Annotated in this window: 18 protein-coding genes and 1 pseudogene; 10 read left to right on the plus strand and 9 right to left on the minus strand. The window is 72.2% G+C overall.

Annotation, left to right across the window (positions count from 1 at the left end):
- The first annotated feature begins 489 nt into the window (after positions 1-489).
- Positions 490-744 (plus strand): type II toxin-antitoxin system Phd/YefM family antitoxin, encoded by a 255-nt coding sequence (locus Q0L15_RS08775; RefSeq protein WP_296603698.1) that lies wholly within the window; start codon positions 490-492, stop codon positions 742-744.
- Positions 741-1,166, plus strand: coding sequence for a type II toxin-antitoxin system VapC family toxin (locus tag Q0L15_RS08780; RefSeq protein WP_296603700.1), 426 nt, complete (start codon positions 741-743; stop codon positions 1,164-1,166). Before Q0L15_RS08775 ends, Q0L15_RS08780 begins: the two co-directional genes overlap by 4 nt.
- A gap of 247 nt (positions 1,167-1,413) precedes the next feature.
- Here the strand turns inward: Q0L15_RS08780 and Q0L15_RS08785 are convergent, their stop codons facing one another.
- Complete coding sequence (locus Q0L15_RS08785; protein WP_296603701.1) at positions 1,414-1,806, minus strand: NUDIX domain-containing protein; 393 nt, start codon at positions 1,804-1,806, stop codon at positions 1,414-1,416.
- A gap of 113 nt (positions 1,807-1,919) precedes the next feature.
- On the opposite strand from Q0L15_RS08785, the gene lepB reads away from it, so the two are divergent.
- Positions 1,920-2,936 (plus strand): signal peptidase I, encoded by a 1,017-nt coding sequence (gene lepB, locus Q0L15_RS24955; protein WP_366939560.1) that lies wholly within the window; start codon positions 1,920-1,922, stop codon positions 2,934-2,936.
- A gap of 74 nt (positions 2,937-3,010) precedes the next feature.
- Here the strand turns inward: lepB and Q0L15_RS24960 are convergent.
- The 3 genes and pseudogenes from Q0L15_RS24960 to Q0L15_RS08805 all read right to left on the minus strand — a co-directional run.
- Positions 3,011-3,637: pseudogene (locus Q0L15_RS24960) on the minus strand (DUF2817 domain-containing protein); the annotation flags it as partial.
- The gene (locus tag Q0L15_RS08800; RefSeq protein ID WP_296603705.1) at positions 3,586-4,467 is read right to left on the minus strand and encodes an LLM class F420-dependent oxidoreductase; all 882 of its coding nucleotides are present in this window, start codon (positions 4,465-4,467) and stop codon (positions 3,586-3,588) included. The gene Q0L15_RS08800 and the pseudogene Q0L15_RS24960, both read right to left, overlap by 52 nt.
- A gap of 9 nt (positions 4,468-4,476) precedes the next feature.
- Positions 4,477-5,211 (minus strand): M50 family metallopeptidase, encoded by a 735-nt coding sequence (locus Q0L15_RS08805; RefSeq protein ID WP_296603706.1) that lies wholly within the window; start codon positions 5,209-5,211, stop codon positions 4,477-4,479.
- A 55-nt stretch (positions 5,212-5,266) separates the two neighbouring features.
- Here Q0L15_RS08805 and Q0L15_RS08810 point away from each other — a divergent pair, with 55 nt between their 5' ends.
- The 6 genes from Q0L15_RS08810 to Q0L15_RS08835 are packed head-to-tail and all read left to right on the plus strand — an operon-like array spanning position 5,267 to position 9,249.
- Positions 5,267-5,491: a hypothetical protein gene (locus Q0L15_RS08810; protein WP_296603707.1), complete on the plus strand. Its 225-nt coding sequence runs from the start codon at positions 5,267-5,269 to the stop codon at positions 5,489-5,491.
- Positions 5,488-5,928, plus strand: a complete 441-nt coding sequence (locus Q0L15_RS08815; RefSeq protein WP_296603708.1) for a hypothetical protein — start codon at positions 5,488-5,490, stop codon at positions 5,926-5,928. Before Q0L15_RS08810 ends, Q0L15_RS08815 begins: the two co-directional genes overlap by 4 nt.
- A gap of 35 nt (positions 5,929-5,963) precedes the next feature.
- On the plus strand, positions 5,964-6,632 hold the full coding sequence (locus Q0L15_RS08820; RefSeq protein ID WP_296603709.1) for a lysoplasmalogenase: 669 nt from the start codon (positions 5,964-5,966) through the stop codon (positions 6,630-6,632).
- Between the two features lie 9 nt (positions 6,633-6,641).
- Positions 6,642-7,478: an aldo/keto reductase gene (locus Q0L15_RS08825; protein ID WP_296603710.1), complete on the plus strand. Its 837-nt coding sequence runs from the start codon at positions 6,642-6,644 to the stop codon at positions 7,476-7,478.
- A complete protein-coding gene (locus Q0L15_RS08830; protein WP_296603712.1) occupies positions 7,475-8,539 on the plus strand; it encodes an alanine racemase in 1,065 nt (354 codons plus the stop codon). The genes Q0L15_RS08825 and Q0L15_RS08830 overlap by 4 nt, the downstream gene beginning before the upstream one ends.
- A 23-nt stretch (positions 8,540-8,562) precedes the next feature.
- The gene (locus Q0L15_RS08835) at positions 8,563-9,249 is read left to right on the plus strand and encodes a peptidylprolyl isomerase (RefSeq protein ID WP_296603713.1); all 687 of its coding nucleotides are present in this window, start codon (positions 8,563-8,565) and stop codon (positions 9,247-9,249) included.
- Positions 9,250-9,255: 6 nt separating this feature from the next.
- Here the strand turns inward: Q0L15_RS08835 and Q0L15_RS08840 are convergent, their stop codons facing one another.
- Positions 9,256-10,140, minus strand: a complete 885-nt coding sequence (locus tag Q0L15_RS08840) for an oxidoreductase (protein ID WP_296603715.1) — start codon at positions 10,138-10,140, stop codon at positions 9,256-9,258.
- Positions 10,140-10,586 carry an OsmC family protein gene (locus Q0L15_RS08845; protein WP_296603717.1) on the minus strand — a complete coding sequence of 149 codons (447 nt, stop codon included), beginning with the start codon at positions 10,584-10,586 and terminating at the stop codon, positions 10,140-10,142. The genes Q0L15_RS08840 and Q0L15_RS08845 overlap by 1 nt, the downstream gene beginning before the upstream one ends.
- Positions 10,587-10,695: 109 nt before the next feature.
- Between Q0L15_RS08845 and Q0L15_RS08850 the strand changes: the two genes are divergently transcribed.
- Positions 10,696-10,980, plus strand: a complete 285-nt coding sequence (locus tag Q0L15_RS08850; RefSeq protein WP_296603719.1) for a Fe-S cluster assembly protein HesB — start codon at positions 10,696-10,698, stop codon at positions 10,978-10,980.
- Between the two features lie 153 nt (positions 10,981-11,133).
- Here Q0L15_RS08850 and Q0L15_RS08855 read toward each other — a convergent pair whose 3' ends face one another.
- The 3 genes from Q0L15_RS08855 to Q0L15_RS08865 all read right to left on the minus strand — a co-directional run.
- Positions 11,134-12,399 carry a serine/threonine protein kinase gene (locus Q0L15_RS08855; protein ID WP_296603720.1) on the minus strand — a complete coding sequence of 422 codons (1,266 nt, stop codon included), beginning with the start codon at positions 12,397-12,399 and terminating at the stop codon, positions 11,134-11,136.
- 30 nt (positions 12,400-12,429) lie between these two features.
- Positions 12,430-14,142: an aminotransferase class V-fold PLP-dependent enzyme gene (locus tag Q0L15_RS08860; RefSeq protein WP_296603722.1), complete on the minus strand. Its 1,713-nt coding sequence runs from the start codon at positions 14,140-14,142 to the stop codon at positions 12,430-12,432.
- A gap of 53 nt (positions 14,143-14,195) precedes the next feature.
- On the minus strand, positions 14,196-15,822 hold a 1,627-nt coding region (locus Q0L15_RS08865; RefSeq protein ID WP_296603724.1), incomplete at its 5' end, for a SpoIVB peptidase S55 domain-containing protein.

Below are 15,822 nucleotides of genomic sequence, written 5' to 3' on the forward strand. Positions count from 1 at the left end.
CGGGGGAGCACACCACATGATCTGGATCCTCATCGGCATCGTCGTCCTCGCGCTGGCGGTGTTCGCGTTCTGGCCTCGCAAGAAGGGCGTTGTCGACAACGCCGTCGTGCGGGGCAAGCGCACGACCGCCGGCCGCGGCGACTACTTCGGCGGCCTCGGCGGATGAGCCGGCTCCGTGGAGTCAGCGCCTCGGGCTCGGGCGGACCCTGACGAGCTCGTCCGGGTTCGGCGGGTGGCGGACCTTCCAGTCCGGCGACGAGAGCGCCCAGATCCCGTCTGCCTCCGATGCGCCCAGTAGGAACGCGTGCGGGGGATCCACAGCCGGACCGGTCACGTTCGACGACGAAGCCGGTCGACGCTGACCATCACCGTCGAGCCCGACGCCCCTGAGTCGAGAGACTGGTAGTGAGACGCGTTGCAGTGAGACGAGTAGCGTGCCAAAATGGCCACATTGGACGGCATGAATGTGGCCATAGAGGAGTGATCGCCATGGACGTCGGCGTACGCGAACTGCGTGACGGCCTGAGCCGCCACCTGGCCACGGTCCGCGAGGGGCACACGATCACGGTCACCGACCACGGTCGGCCTGTCGCACGGATCATCCCGGTCGGCGTCCCGACGAAGCTGGAGCAGTTGATCGCCGAGGGCAAGGTGACGCCAGCAACGCGCCGGAAACACGAGCGCCCGGCACCGGTCAAGACGAACGGCACAGTCAGCGACCTCGTCGACCAGCAGCGTCGGTGATCCTCTACCTCGACACCTCGGCCCTCGTCCCGCTCCTTGTCGATGAGCCGACATCAGCGGATTGCGGTGAGCTCTGGGACGGAGCCGACAGCGTCACGACCACGCGACTGGCCTACATCGAGGCGGTGGCCGCTCTTGCCCAGGCGGAGCGCATGGGGCGGATCACAGCCAGCGAGGTCCGTGGCGGACGGTCCGTGCTCGACGATCTGTGGTCCGTCGTCGACGTGATCGAGCTCGGCGAGGAGCTCATGACGTACGCCGCCGGTCTGGCTGTCGCTCACGGGCTCCGGGGGTATGACGCGGCCCATTGCGCCGCCGCGATTGCCGCGAACGACGCCGAACTCGTCGCCGCCTCGGGTGACACCCGACTGCTCACAGCCTGGCGAGCTGAGGGTGTGGCCGTTCGAGACACACATGCCTGAACGCGCGACGGTCACTCCACCCCGATTGGACCCGAGCTGCTCGACAGCCGACAACTGACAACGTGGGCCGCTGGACGGTGCCGTCTGGTTGCGTCTGGCGGCGGAGTACGGGCCGGCGTCGGTCGCCCAGGCGGCAGCCGATAACTGACATTATGTCAGGTAACGAACGCTGGACCCGGAGACCGGGCCGCTCCGAGCTGCCCAGGTCCACTTCCCCGACCACCGGCATCCGCTCGGCGACACCTGCTCACAGACGGACGATGTCGCGCAGCGCCGGCATGACGTGCTCGCGCAGCAGCGGCGCGATGTCGGACGTCGTCGCGTCCAGCGACGACCAGCGCAGCTCGGCGATCTCGCCGGTCGCCGCAGGCTCGGCGTTCAGGTCGGCCCGGTAGACGGTCGAGACCACGACGCGACCCGGTTCGTTGGCGGCGTCGGCCGTGAACTCGCCGAGCAGCTCCAGGTCGGTCACCTCGAGTCCGACCTCCTCGGCGACCTCCCGCCGGGCCGCGTGCGCAGGCGACTCCCCCGGCTCGAGCTTGCCGCCCGGCAGCATGAACATCGTCGTGCCGCGCTTGCGGACGGTCAGCACCCGACCGCTCCGCGTGAACGCGACGGCGGCTACGACAATCGGATCCATGTCGACCATCCTGACAGGCGCTCCGGGTCGGTCGGGAACCGCAGTCAATTTACGGACACGGCGCGTCCGGCCGGCCGGCAGGCCCGTCGGCGGGCCGTGCGTACGCTCCTGCTGTGATCTCTCGGACGCGGCGCCTGACCTGGTGGCAGGAGTCGCTGCTGATGCTGGGGATCGCCGTGGTCCTCGCCGTGGTCATCAAGACGCTGTTCCTCCAGGCGTTCTACATCCCGTCACCGTCGATGGTGCCCGGTCTGGTGAAGAACGACCGGATCCTCGTGGAGAAGCCGTCGTACTGGCTCGGCGGCGAGCCGCGACGCGGCGACGTCGTGGTCTTCGAGGATCCCGGCGGCTGGCTCCCTCCCGAGGACGAGGCCGGGCCGACCAACCCGGTCGCCCAGGCACTGGCCAAGGTCGGCCTCTACCCCACCGGCGGCCACCTCGTGAAGCGCGTCATCGGCACCGCCGGCGACGTCATCAGCTGCTGTGACGCGCAGGGCCGGCTGCTGGTCAACGGGCACCCACTCGACGAGGACGACTACGTCAACGAGGCCGCGACGTCCCCGTGCCGGGGGCCGAAGGGTCCAGGGGGCCCGGAGCGGTGCGAGTGGACGGCCGGGCCGGTGCCGAAGGGGCATCTGTTCGTGATGGGCGACAACCGGTACGACTCCGGCGACTCCAGCTTCCATCTGTGCGACGCCGCCGACACCGCCTGCGACCCCGCGGATGCGTACGTGGACGTCGGCCTGGTCGTCGGCCGCGTCTTCGCCGTCATCTGGCCACGCGACCACCTCGACCGGCTGCACCGGCCCGGCACGTTCGCCGACGTCCCCGACCCGGGCGGTGCTCCCCCGGCCGAGGCGCCGACGCCGCCGCCGGCTCCTGCGCCCGACGAGGATCAGTCGGCCAGCGCCGCGCGCAGCAGCGCTGTGCCGGCGCCGCGGACGAAGCGGCGCGTCGGGTGCTCACGGAACTCCACGGTGATCGCCGTGCCCGGGAAGTGCGCGTTGTACCAGCCCGTCATCGTGGGCGCGTTGTCCGCGCCGCCGGGCTGGAGGTCACCGGGCGGGTTCGGGTCGGGCGGAGCCGTGGGACCACCGATGTCGATGCCCCGCAACGGCAGGTGCAGGTAGCGCGCCAGACGGCGCTGGAAGAGCCGCGGCTTGTCGGCGTAGAACCCGACCTCGCCGTAGGGCTGGTGGAGCGAGGCCACGAAGTCGGGCTGCACCCGACGCAGGAACCGCAGCATCGCGCGGGTCTCAGGCTCGGAGGCGGCCCGGGGCCCGGAGTAGGTGATGCCGCGGCCGGTACGGCGCCAGTTCATCGGCCAGTTGCGGTTGAGGTCCACGCCGCGGGCGTTGGTGCGGGTGCCGCGCGCCAGTCCGTCGGGGTTCATCGTCGGCACGACCCAGACCGTCACGTCGGCACGCACGGGGACGCGGTCGCGCAGCCAGCGGGCGGTCGTCACGCCCGCGCGCTCGTCACCGTGCATCTGTCCGAGCACGACCACCGTGCGCTTCGCGTCCTCGGGGCCCTTGCGGTAGGCGACGATCCTGCGGCCGTCCACCGAGCGCCCCAGGACCTGGACCTCCTCGACGCGGTTGGTCCGCTCGTGGTCGCCGCTCGGCGCCGTGTCCGCGGAAGCCTCACCCACCCAGGGCAGGAGCGTCAGGGCCGACGCTGCGACCGTCAGCCGTGCCCAGACCCGCACCCGCACGTCCGCCTCCTCGTCGCCGATCGCAGGAATGATCGGACGAGACCGCCGGGACCTGAGCAGCGACGTCAGACGCCCGACAGCCTCGGCACGACCCTCTCGCACAGCGCCGTCGTCCACCCGACCGGGTCGGCGGCCGACGGTACGATCGTGACCAGGCCGATGCCGAGCTCGACGTAGCCCTCCATGTCGGCGAGGAAGGCGTCGGTGTCGTCCACCGGGTCGGGTCCCCCCGGCGCTCCCCCGATCATCGTCTTCTCGATCTCGTCGTAGTCGCGCCCGACGTCGTCACAGTGGCGGCGCAGCACGTCGAGCTTGTGCCGCACCCCCTCGACTCCGACCGGGAACAGGTTGCAGGCGTCGGCGTACTGCGCCACGAGACGCAGGGTCTTGCGCTCCCCTCCCCCGCCGATCAGCACCGGCGGATGCGGCTGCTGCACCGGCGGCGGCACGCACACGGTCTCGGCGAGCCGGTAGTGGCGCCCCTCGAAGGGGCCGTCCTCGTCGCTCCACATCTGGTGGCAGATGCGCAGCGTCTCCTCCAGCCGCTCGAAGCGCTCGGAGGTCGAGGGGAACGGCACCCCGAGGCCGGCATGCTCGCGGTCGTACCAGGCCGCACCGATCCCGAGGACGGCGCGGCCGCGCGAGAGGACGTCGAGCGTGGTGACGATCTTGGCCAGCAGGCCGGGATGGCGGTACGTCGTGCCGGTCACCAGCAGGCCGAGGCGGAGTCGCTCGGTGAGAGCCGCGAGGTACCCGAGGGTCGTGTAGCCCTCGAGCATCGGCTCGGGCGGGCCACCGAGATCCTCCATCTGGAAGTAGTGGTCCATGACCGTGAACAGGTCGACACCGCCCTGGTCCGCGACCCGGGCGGTCTCGGTGAGCCGGTCGGTGAGCCGGGTGTCCCAGTCGGGACCGGAGAAGTTCGCATAGTGGATGCCGAGGCGCACACGACGAGACTAGGCCGCGGGCCCCAGCATCGGGTCGAGCAGCCACATCCCCCCGAGCGCTGCCGATGCGAGGGTCGCGAGCAGGAACACCGCGACCCACAGCAGCCCCGGCACCCCGGTCAGCCGGGCGAGCACGTCGGCGTCGGACGTCCGCGCCCGGCCGGCGCGGCGGTGCGACTGCAGCTCGAGCACCGGCCGCGGCGAGCCGAGCAGGAGGAACCACGTGCCGACGTAGGCCACGGCGGTCTGCAGCGTCCCGCTCCCCCACCAGGTCACCGCGAACACGGCTGCGCCGGCGACGCCGACGGCGTACAGCCCGTAGAAGTTGCGGATCTGGAGCAGCAGCAGCCCGAGCAGCAGCACCGCCAGCCAGAGGACGGCCAGCGCGTGCCGCTCGCGCAGCAGGTACGCCGCTCCCAGGCCGAGCGCGGCCGGGCCGAGGTAGCCGGCCAGGGTCGTCGCGACCATGCCCGGGCCCGTGGGTCTCCCCCGCGACACCGTCAGCCCGGAGGTGTCGGAGTGCACGCGGATGCCGGACAGCCTCCGCCCGCTCAGGAGCGCGACGACCCCGTGGGCACCCTCGTGGGCGATGGTGACCAGGTGCCGAGCCACGTGCCACGCGGCCGGGATCAGGACCAGCAGCAGCGCAGTCACCGCGGAGATCACGACCAGCCCCTGGTCGGGCGCCGGCTGACGACCCACGACCTCCTCCCAGGCGGAGGACAGCACCTCGGGGACGACCACGCGTCCAGCCTGCCCGAGAGGCGTGCGACAGCGGTCCGGTGGGTACGCGGCTGCCATGACTGAGCAGCACAGCACCGAGAAGCTGGAAGCCATCCAGGCCGTCGTCGACCGTGTCACGTCGTGGCAGGACGGCGCCACCGAGGGGACGGTCGAGCAGGAGCTACGCAACGGGTTCAGCGAGGCGGGCGTGGACGTCACCGACGACCAGGTGACCCGGCTCGCCGACGCCATCCAGTCAGAACACGGCACGGTCTCCGCGTCGGACGTCCTCTCGGCATGAGCGGACCCGACGCCGCGCACCAGCGTCCCGAGGGCGTGGACGACGCGACCGTCGAGGCGCTCGGCAAGCTCTCCGAGGCACTCGAGGCCGCCGAGGTGGCGCGCGGACACCTCTACACGTTCCACCGCCTCTCCGGGACCACCGACCTCACGCTCGGCGACGCCGTGCAGCAGCTGCGCGACGCCGGCCACGCCGAGCTCGCCGACCGCATCGACCGCGAGCTCGTCGGCCGCAACGTGATCCCCGGCCACTGGACCTTCCAGATCGTCGAGGCCTACGACGACGGCTACTACGCGACGTTCAAGGAGCTCGAGCGGGCCGCGCGCGAGGAGCTCGTCGGCGGCCGGCGCCACCTGTACGAGGCCGAGATGAAGGAGGACCGGCGCACCCACGGCGCGCCGGGACACGAGGCGAAGCCGGACGACCTGCGAACCTGATAGGAATCGCCTGACCTCGACGAGCGGAGCAGGCGATGGACCGGACCCAGCTGTCACGCCCCCGGCGGATGCCGGGCGGCGCGTTCGCCGCCCTCGCGGTCGCCGACGCACTCCTGGCGGCCGCGCCGGCGCGGTGGCAGCGCGCGCGCGTCGTCACCAAGCCGCTCCTGATGCCGACACTCGCGACCAGGGCCCGTCTCGCCCCGCAACGACGCCAGCTGGTCGCCGCCCAGGCGTTCTCGTGGGGCGGCGACGTCGCGCTCCTCGGGCGCAGCCGCGCGTCGTTCCTCGCGGGCGTCGGATCGTTCGTCGGCGCCCACCTCGCTTACATCTCCGCCTTCCGGGCGCGTTCCTCGGCCCCGGTCCTGGACACGCCGGGACGTCGCCGCTTCCTGGCCGCGGGCGGGCTCCTGGCGGCCGGGATGGGCCTGGCAGCCGCGCGCGAGGACCGAGCGGTCGCCGTGCCGGTGGCAGCGTACGGCGTCGCGCTCGCCGCGATGGTCGCCGCCTCGGCCGCCGTCGACGGCGACCGGTCCGAGGTGCTGGGCGGCGCGGCGCTCTTCCTCGCCTCGGACGCCCTGCTCGGCATCCGGACCTTCATCGTCGGCGAGGAGCGTCGCGGGTCCGCGGCGCTCGAGGGCCTGGTGATGGCGACCTACACCGCCGCCCAGTGGCGCCTCGGCGAGGGGTTGGCCCGTCGGTAGGTTGGCGACATGGCCATCCCCACGCACACGCTCAACGACGGCGCCACGCTGCCCGCGATCGGCTTCGGCACCTACCCGATGAAAGGCGCCGACGGCGTCGCCGCGATCCGCAGCGCGATCGAGGTCGGCTACCGGCTGATCGACACGGCCGTGAACTACGAGAACGAGCGCGAGGTGGGCGAGGCGATCCGTCAGTCCGGCATCGCCCGTGAGGACCTGGTCGTCACCAGCAAGCTCCCCGGCCGCGACCACGCCTACGACGACGCGATCGCGAGCGTCCACGGCTCCCTCGAGCGCCTGGGCCTGGACTACCTCGACCTCCACCTCATCCACTGGCCCAACCCGAGCCGTGACCAGTACGCCGACGCCTGGCGGGCCCTGGTGGACCTGCGCGAGCAGGGAGTCGTGCGCTCCATCGGGGTCTCGAACTTCACCGCCGACCACCTCGAGCGCATCATCGAGGAGTCCGGCGTCACGCCCGCGGTGAACCAGATCGAGCTGCACCCCTACTTCCCGCAGGAGCAGATGCGCGAGGTCAACGCGGGTCTCGGCATCCGCACCGAGTCCTGGAGCCCGCTCGGCAAGCGCCAGGCACCGTTCGCCGAGCCGGCCGTCGCCGCGGCCGCCGAGCGCCATGGCGTCACGCCGGGACAGGTCATCCTGCGCTGGCAGGTCCAGCTCGGCAACGTGCCGATCCCCAAGTCGGCCACCCCGGAACGGCAGCGCGCGAACCTCGACGTCTTCGGGTTCGAGCTGGCCGACGACGAGGTCGCCGCCATCACCGCGCTCGGCCGGGTCGACGGCCGGCTGTTCCGGGGCGACCCCGAGACGCACGAGGAGATGTGAGCGCCCACGAGCCGGCCACGCCGTACCTCCGGGTCGACGTGGCCCGCGCCCGCTCGAACATCGAGCGCACCGCCCGCTGGGCCACCGCGGCCGGGATCTCGCTGCGGCCGCACGCCAAGACCCACAAGTCACCGGAGATCGCGCGGCTGCAGCTCGAGGCCGGTGCTGTCGGACTGACCGTCGCGACGATCGGCGAGGCCGAGGTGTTCGTCGAGCACGGCGCCGAGGACGTGTTCATCGCCTACCCGCTCTGGCTGACGCCGGATGCCGTGCGCCGCCTGCGCGACCTCGCCGAGCGTGCCGACCTGGCGATCGGGGTCGACTCGGTCGAGTCCGCCGAACGCGCCGCCCGCCTGCTCGAGGGCGCCGGCATCGTCGCCCTCGTCGAGGTCGACAGCGGCCAGCACCGCACCGGTGTCGCACCGGACGACGCTGGCGCGCTCGCGGCGGCCGCGGCCGAGGCGGGCCTGTCGATCCGCGGCGTGTTCACGTTCCCGGGACACAGCTACTCCCCCGAGGCCCGGATGTCTGCCGCCGAGGACGAGGCCCTGGCGCTGCGTACGGCGACCGGGTCGCTGCGGGCCGTCGGGCTGGAGCCCGACGTGCTCAGCGGGGCGTCGACGCCGAGCCTGGCCCACACCCGCACCGCGGACCTGACCGAGGCGCGGCCCGGCGTGTACGTGTTCGGAGACGCGCAGCAGTGGGAGCTCGGCGCCACGGACCCCACCGACATCGCCCTGACCTGCCAGGCCACCGTGGTCAGCCATGGCGGCGGGCGGCTGGTCCTCGACGCCGGGAGCAAGGCGCTCGGCGCCGACCGGGCGGCGTACGCGACCGGGTGGGGGCGCCTGCTGGACCACCCGGACGCCCGGGTCGTGCAGCTCTCCGAGCACCACGCGGTGGTCGACCTGGCGGGTGCTCCGCTGCCCGCGCTCGGGACCCGGGTGGCGGTCGTGCCCAACCACGTCTGCGCGGCGGTCAACCTCACCGACACCCTCTGGGCCGAGCTCGACGGACGCCTCGAGCCCTGGCCGGTCGCGGCCCGCGGCCGCAACTCCTGAGCGTCTCCCCTACGATGCCGCCCATGCGCCTGCGCCCCGCCCTCGCTGCCGTGACGATCGCCGTGCTCGTGTCGGGCTGCGGGTCCGACGGGTCGGACGGGTCCGGCGGCGGTGACGCGCAGAACGCGGCCGCGGACGTCCCGACGACCTCGTGCTCCTACCCCTCGGACGGGCAGTCACCGGCCAAGGAGGTCGACCCGCCGGACGAGCAGGCGCCGGCGTCCGGGACCGTCCACGTGGACGTGAAGTCGAGCATGGGCGACTTCGGGCTCGACCTGGACGCCGAGGCCGCGCCCTGCACGGTCAACTCGTTCGTGTCACTGGCCGAGCAGGGCTACTTCGACGACACCTCGTGCCACCGCATCACCAACCAGAGCATCTTCGTGCTCCAGTGCGGTGACCCCACCGGCACCGGGATGGGCGGTCCGGGCTACACGATCCCGCTCGAGGTGGAGGGCGACGAGACCTACCCCGCCGGCACGCTGGCCATGGCTCGCGCCCAGGATCCCGACTCCGGCGGGTCGCAGTTCTTCATGGTGTACGCCGACTCGGGCCTGGGGCCCGAGTACACCGTGTTCGGCACCGTCGACGAGACGGGGGTCGAGGCGATCCAGAAGATCGCCGAGGACGGCAACGACGGCTCGATGGGAGCCAACGGTGGCGCGCCGAACACACCGGTCGACATCACCTCGGTGACCGTCGCCGACTGACCGGATCTACAGCGGGAACCGCACCCCGGTCAGCTCCTCCGACCGCTGCCAGAGCCCGCGCGCGAGCTCGGGGTCGCAGGCGGCCTGGCTGCGACCGACGCCGGTCGGCCAGCCTCGCATCTCCAGACGCCCGGCGGGGCCGATGAAGGTGTTGCCGGGCACGTCCATCGTGGCGGCGTACAGCGTGGTCAGCGCGCCCTTCCAGATCGGCATGCCGGCCAGCTTGTGGCCCCACGAGCCGACCCAGGTCTTGGCGCGGTTGCCGGTGTTGGCGGTGATCGCGGTCGCGGTCGAGCCCGGGTGTGCGGCCGTGGCCCGCAGCGTCGAGCCGGCCGCGGTCAGCCGGCGCTGGAGCTCGGCCATGAACAGCAGGTTGGCCAGCTTGGAGGAGGCGTACGCCGCGAACGGCCGGTAGTCGCGGCGCTCCCAGTTGAGGTCGCCCAGGTCGAGCTCGGCGGCGCGGTGCGCGTCGCTGGTCACGACGACCACCCGGTCGCGCAGCTGCGGCAGGAGCAGGTTGGCGAGGGCGAAGTGGCCCAGGTGGTTGGTGGCCAGGTGGGTCTCGAAGCCGTCGCCGGTGAGGGCGAAGGGCACGGCCAGCACCCCGGCGTTGTTGACCAGCACGTCCACGGGACCCACGTCAGCGGCGAACTCACGGACGCTCGCCAGGTCGGCCACGTCGAGCCGGCGCACCTCGACGGCCCCCGGGAGCTGCGCGGCGACGGCCCGCCCCTTCTCGAGGTTGCGGACCGCGAGCACCACCTCCGCCCCACGGTCGGCCAGGACCCGAGCCGTCTCCAGTCCCAGTCCCCCGCTCGCGCCCGTGACGACGAAGCGGCGGCCGTCCTGGCGGGGGACCGCGTCCCACCGGCCCGGCCGTCGCCGTGGCATCAGCGCGCGCCGTACTCGATCGGCGCCCCGAGCTGCACGGTGCGACCGACCGTGCACAACCGGTCGCGGGACTGCTCGATCGAGCGCGGCAGCACCTCGCGGGCGCGGTCGCCGTCCTCGCCCTCCGGGAAGCGCACGTGGAAGGTGAGTCGCAGGTCCACCAGCCGGTTGCCCTGCTCGTCCCGGATCTTGTCGCCCTCGGCCGCCACCTCGAACGTCGTCGCCGCCGCCCGCTTGCCGGTGATCAGGTCGACATCGATGGCGCTGCAGCCGGCGAGGGCTGCGAGCAGCAGCTCGACCGGCGTGAAGTCCGGGTCGTCCCCCGAGCCCACCGGCAGCACCCCGCCCCGGCCGTTGGTGGCCAGGAACCGGCCGACGCCGATCTTGTGCAGGTCGATGTGGCGCAGGCTCGCGCGGTCGGGATCGGGAGTGTCGGCGGTGGTCATGGCCACAGCGTGCCAGACTGCGACACGCCCGGGATCGGCCCGGGGGTTGAATCGCGCGGCGGCATCGGGGACGGTGGTCTGGACCAGCCAAGCTATTCGGAAGGCGAGCATGCTCACCCTCACCGAGAACGCCAGTGCCATCGTCAACGAGATCACCCACCAGCCCGGCCTCGCCGAGACGGCGGGTCTGCGCATCACCACCGACGACTCCCCCGAGCCGGCCTTCGCCATCTCGGCCGCCCAGCAGGGTGAGCCGGGTGACCAGGTCGTCGAGCAGGGCGGCGCGACCGTCTACCTCGACGAGTCGGCGGCCCAGCTCCTGGACGACAAGATCCTCGACGCCGCGGTCGACCCCTCCGGCAAGGTCGAGTTCGCCCTCGCCCACCAGGGTTGAACCAGCCGACCAGAACCGCGCGAAGCACGGGCCCCGGACCATCGGTCCGGGGCCCGTCGCCGTCTCCGCCCGCGTCGAGTCGGCACAACTGCAGGCCCCAACACCGCCGACTCGACCCCTCACGGATCTGCAGACGCGCCGGCTCGGCATGGCTCAGAGGGTCGGCACGAGATCCTTGCGCACCCAGCCGTTGCGGACCCGCTGGGGGTGGTCGCCCACCGGCACGGTCGTGACGACGCGGCCCGTGCGGTAGGAGATCTTCGCGACCTGGTCGGTGCCGCTCCAGGAGATGTAGCAGGTGCGGCCGTCCCAGCTCGGGGTGACCCAGTAGGGCTTGCCGTCCTGCACCTTCTGCAGCGGTCCGCGCTCGAAGGTGTCGGCGTCGACGACGGTGGCGTAGTCCGACATCGTGCCCGCGACGCACAGCTTGGTGCCGGCCGGGTTCATCGCGATGCCGTGGTGGGCCGAGTCGAGCACGTACTGCTCTCGCGGCATGTCCGGCACCAGGTTCGGCAGGTGCTTGACCCGGGTGATCCTGCCGGTGGCGCGGTCCATCTCCACGAACCCGTGGAGGAACGAGAGCTGGAAGTAGAAGGTCTGCTCGTCCGGTGAGAGCGTCATCGGGCGTACGGCGGTGCTGGTGTCGGTCAACCCGACCTCGTCGAGCGCCGCGCGCAGGTCGTAGCTGCGCTCGATCTCCATCGTCTTGGCGTTGACGATCTGCAGCACCCGCTCCTGCTTGGTGGGGTCGAGCGCGGGGTCGTCCAGCGGGCTGTAGACCATGCCGATGCTCGCGTGCAGGATCCGCTTGCCGCCGTCGATGAAGATGTTCTCGTGCGGCGACCCACCCGAGGGGAACCGGCCGACCTCGGCCCCGTCCGCGACGCGCAGCACGTGCACGACGTTGCCCGTCGAGGCACTCACCGCCACCCGCCGGCCGTCCGGCGAGAGCGCCATGTGGTCCGAGCGCACGCCGTCGACCTCGAAGCGCCACACGATCTTCTTGGTCCGCAGGTCGATGGCGACCACGTCGGCGAAGGAGGGACGCGACACGATCAGCATCCGCCCGTCGTTGGAGGAGTACATGTCGTCGACGAGCTGGTCGTGGCCCTCGCCGATCAACGCCCGGATCGCGAGGAAGTAGGCGAAGCGGTAGGGGTTCGTGGCGATCTCCTGGATGCGCTGCGCCTTGTCCGGCACCACGTCGATCCGCCCGAGCCGCCGGAACGTCGCCGGGTCGAGGATGTCGGCGGTGCCGTCCCAGTTGTTCCCGACGAAGACCGCCCGGCGTACGCCGTCGCCGCGGCGTTCGCGGGCGCCTCGGGTGTCCTCGGCGGACGCCGGGGGCGCGGCGAGCATCGTCGTGGTCGCGACGGCGGCCGCGGTGAGCAGGGCGATGAGTCCGGTCCGGAGGCGCATGCCGGGCCAACGACCCCTTCGCGGGTGCGGTTACGTGTGATCCGCCGAACCCGGCGCGAGCGCCGACTCGGGCAGCTCGAACCACCGAAGGTGCTCGAAGTCGGCGCTGAGGTCGGCGGGGTGGGAGCTGAGGTCCGGCTCGATCGCCGAGCCCAGGATCGCCAGCCCCTCGCGCAGGTGCTCCGCGAGCAGCTCCTCTCCCCCGGTCGCCCGGTGGCTCGGCATCGAGACCCGCCCACCCTCGTAGGAGATGTCACGCAGGCTCAGCGGCGGGCTGACGAGGCCGGCGCGATGGCGCCAGCGTCCGGTCACCGGGTCGAAGCGGTAGTCGTCCAGCAGCCGCCAGCCGTCGCGCGCCACCAGCCGCACGGCCTCGACGATGTAGTCGACCACCGCGTCGGAGACGAAGTAGTTGAAGTTCACCCGCACCCACCCGGGCTTGATGCCCTCGCAGCCTCCGGTGATCTCGCGCTCGAACTCGTGCGAGCGCTCCAGGTCGATGCCGAGCAGACGGTGCCCGTACGGTCCGGCGCACGAGCAGCCGCCGCGCGACTGGATGCCGAAGAGGTCGTTGAGCAGCGCGACGACGTAGTTGTGGTGCAGGTAGCGCCCCGACGGCGACCGCACGACGAACGAGACGATCGAGAGCCGCTCGGCGTCGAGGTTGCCGAGCAGCTCGATCGAGGGCTCGCTCCCCCACACCGCGACGGCCGTGCGCAGGTGGCGCTCCTCCTGCTGCCGGATCGTGTCGGTGCCGACCGCCTGCTTGAGCTGGAAGACCATCCCGGCCCGGATCGACTCGATGATCGCGGGCGTGCCGCCCTCCTCGCGGTGCGTCGGGTCGTCGAGGTAGCGGTGGTCGTCGTCGTTGACGTAGGCGACCGTGCCACCACCGGGCACGTCGGGGACCCGGTTGGCGATCAGCTCCCGGCGAGCCACCAGCACGCCGGGCGTCGACGGCCCGCCGATGAACTTGTGCGGCGAGATGAACACCGCGTCCTTGTAGGACAGCGGGCGGTCGGGCGACGCGCCCATCACGATGTCGACGTACGGCGCCGCCGCGGCGAAGTCCCAGAAGCTGAGCGCCCCGTGCTCGTGGAGCAGCTCGGCGATCGCCGCGGTGTCGGAGACGATGCCGGTGACGTTGGAGGCGGCCGAGAACGAGCCGATGCGCAGCGAGCGGCCGGCGTACCTCCCCAGCTGCTCGCGCAGGTCCGCGAGGTCGACTCCCCCGTCCTGGTCCTGGCGGATCCGCACGACGTCCGCGATCGACTCGCGCCACGGGAGCTCGTTGGAGTGGTGCTCGTAGGGCCCGATGAACACCACGGGCCGGTCGTGGGCCGGCACGTGCGCGGACAGGCCGTGCGCGTCCTCGAGCACCGAGGGGATCCGCAGACCGAGCACGCCGATGAGCTTCGCGATCGCGCCGGTGCACCCCGATCCGGCGAACAGCACGACGGTGTCGTCGTCGCCGCCGACCGCCTCACGGATGATCGCTCGCGCGTCCTCGCGCAGCCGTGTCGTCTGGAGCCCGGTGCCGCTGGACTCGGTGTGGGTGTTGGCGTAGCCGGGCAGCACCTCGTCGCGGATGAAGTCCTCGATGAAGGCCAACGCTCGCCCGGACGCGGTGTAGTCGGCGTAGGTGACCCGGCGCCGGCCGTACGGCGTGTCCATGAGGTGGTCGTCGCCGATCACGGACTCCCGGATCAGCCGGAGGAGGGCCTCCCGTTCGCGGTCCGTCATGCACGCCCACCCATGGGGTCCATGCTCGCACCGCGGGAGGCCCTCCCGCAGGCCTACCGGACGACCAGCTGCGCCGACCGATGTCCCGCCACGACGCCTGGGAGCGGGCTGAGCGCCCGGGTGCTGACGACCTTCACCCGACCCCGTGCGCTCACCGAGCTCAGCACGACCTGCACCTGGTCGTTGCGGACCAGCTTGGCGACCGCGTCCTTCGCCCGCTCCAGGGTGCTCATCTGGCCCAGGCCTTCGAGGTCCAGGCCACCGACGACCTCGAGGACACCGGACCCGCCGGCCATCCGACGCGGCACCGTCACCGAGACGGGGACCGTCGTGCTCTCAGCGCCACCGGTGATCACCACCCTCAGCGCGAGCGTCGAGCCCGCGCGCACGGGGATCTCCTCGCGCTTGCCGACCGTCGTCCACGCGCCGTGCGCCTTCCGCTCCAGCGCGGAGATCCGGTACGCCGTCGCGTCGTCGCTCACGGTCGTGTCCGTCGTGACGCCGGTGATCGTGACGCCCGGGATCCCGGCCAGCGCGTAGACGATGTCCCCCAGCGCGTACCCGACCTCGTAGGAGAGGTCCCACTCCGAGACGTACCGATCGGAGCTCGACAGCTCGAACGGCGCGCCGTCGGGGCCGGTGCCGGTGACGGTCCACGCGGCGACCTCGCTGCCGTCGACCATGCCGTCGACGACGCGGTCGTGGTTGGCGAGGAACTGGTAGAACGTCGTGCTCGCGAGCGCGTCCGGGCTCGGCACCGAGACGTGCGACGTGCCCGAGCGGCTGCGCTCGCCATAGGTCAGCGACGCCGTCACGTCGACGGTGGAGGGCAGCGGGCCGAGCACTCCGGTGATGCCCGTGCCACGGTCCTGCGTGATCGTCCCGGCAGGCGCCCCGAGGTTCGCGAGCTTGAACCCGGCGAAGAGGTCCTCCTGGACGTAGATCGCGTCCGCGGGGTGCAAGGTCAGCGTGGTCTGGCCGAAGCGCTGGATGGGGTGCCCGAACCCGACCACCTGGTCCCCACAGACCGAGGTCGCCGTGCCGATGGCCGCGGTGGTGATGTCGCCGTAGGCGAGCGACGCCGCGAGGTTGCCGCCCGCGACCACGGTCTCGGGCCCGGCCACGTCGGCCGCGGCGCGTCCGACGGCGTACGCCGACCGCGGCAGGTAGGTCCGCGTCCCCGCGTGCTCGGAGGCCAGCGAGAGCTGGCGGGCGCCGAGTCCCGCGACCCCGAGCGGCGAGGGCAGCTGACGGAAGCCGTCACCGGCCTGCGCGGCGGAGACACCGCTGTGCGCGGCGATCGTGCGTGCCTCGGCGCGATCGACGCCGACCCGCTTGGCGGCCGGCGTGCTCAGGTAGTCGTCCATGTCGGCGAACGGCGTCACCCCGGCGACCGGCGAGGCGCCGGACGCCAGGCCGTAGGCCACGGCGCCGATGAGGCGTCCGTCCTGCGCGTACACGGGGCTGCCGGACATGCCTTGCCAGATCCCGACACGGTCGATCTCGGGCGACGTCAGGCGGACCATGATCATGTCGACGCCGGGCGCGATGCCGTCGTCCAGCACGCCGAGGACCTCGCCGGTGAACCCGTCCGGGGTCGTGCCGTGGCTGACGGTCAGCCCGGTGACCGGCTGGCCGCTCGCGAGATCGGCGACCGGGAACGGAGTGGCGCAGTCACCC

This window comes from Nocardioides sp., from assembly GCF_024509035.1.
Taxonomy (GTDB): domain Bacteria; phylum Actinomycetota; class Actinomycetes; order Propionibacteriales; family Nocardioidaceae; genus Nocardioides.

Coding starts and splice junctions, on each gene's coding strand:
- Q0L15_RS08835 (WP_296603713.1), top strand. CDS start 8,563: ATGCGCCTGCGCCCCGCCCTCGCTGCCGTGACGATCGCCGTGCTCGTG.
- Q0L15_RS08825 (WP_296603710.1), top strand. CDS start 6,642: ATGGCCATCCCCACGCACACGCTCAACGACGGCGCCACGCTGCCCGCG.
- Q0L15_RS08820 (WP_296603709.1), top strand. CDS start 5,964: ATGGACCGGACCCAGCTGTCACGCCCCCGGCGGATGCCGGGCGGCGCG.
- Q0L15_RS08785 (WP_296603701.1), bottom strand. CDS start 1,806: ATGGATCCGATTGTCGTAGCCGCCGTCGCGTTCACGCGGAGCGGTCGG.
- Q0L15_RS08840 (WP_296603715.1), bottom strand. CDS start 10,140: ATGCCACGGCGACGGCCGGGCCGGTGGGACGCGGTCCCCCGCCAGGAC.
- Q0L15_RS08815 (WP_296603708.1), top strand. CDS start 5,488: ATGAGCGGACCCGACGCCGCGCACCAGCGTCCCGAGGGCGTGGACGAC.
- Q0L15_RS08845 (WP_296603717.1), bottom strand. CDS start 10,586: ATGACCACCGCCGACACTCCCGATCCCGACCGCGCGAGCCTGCGCCAC.
- Q0L15_RS08860 (WP_296603722.1), bottom strand. CDS start 14,142: ATGACGGACCGCGAACGGGAGGCCCTCCTCCGGCTGATCCGGGAGTCC.
- Q0L15_RS08855 (WP_296603720.1), bottom strand. CDS start 12,399: ATGCGCCTCCGGACCGGACTCATCGCCCTGCTCACCGCGGCCGCCGTC.
- Q0L15_RS08850 (WP_296603719.1), top strand. CDS start 10,696: ATGCTCACCCTCACCGAGAACGCCAGTGCCATCGTCAACGAGATCACC.
- Q0L15_RS08775 (WP_296603698.1), top strand. CDS start 490: ATGGACGTCGGCGTACGCGAACTGCGTGACGGCCTGAGCCGCCACCTG.
- Q0L15_RS08810 (WP_296603707.1), top strand. CDS start 5,267: ATGACTGAGCAGCACAGCACCGAGAAGCTGGAAGCCATCCAGGCCGTC.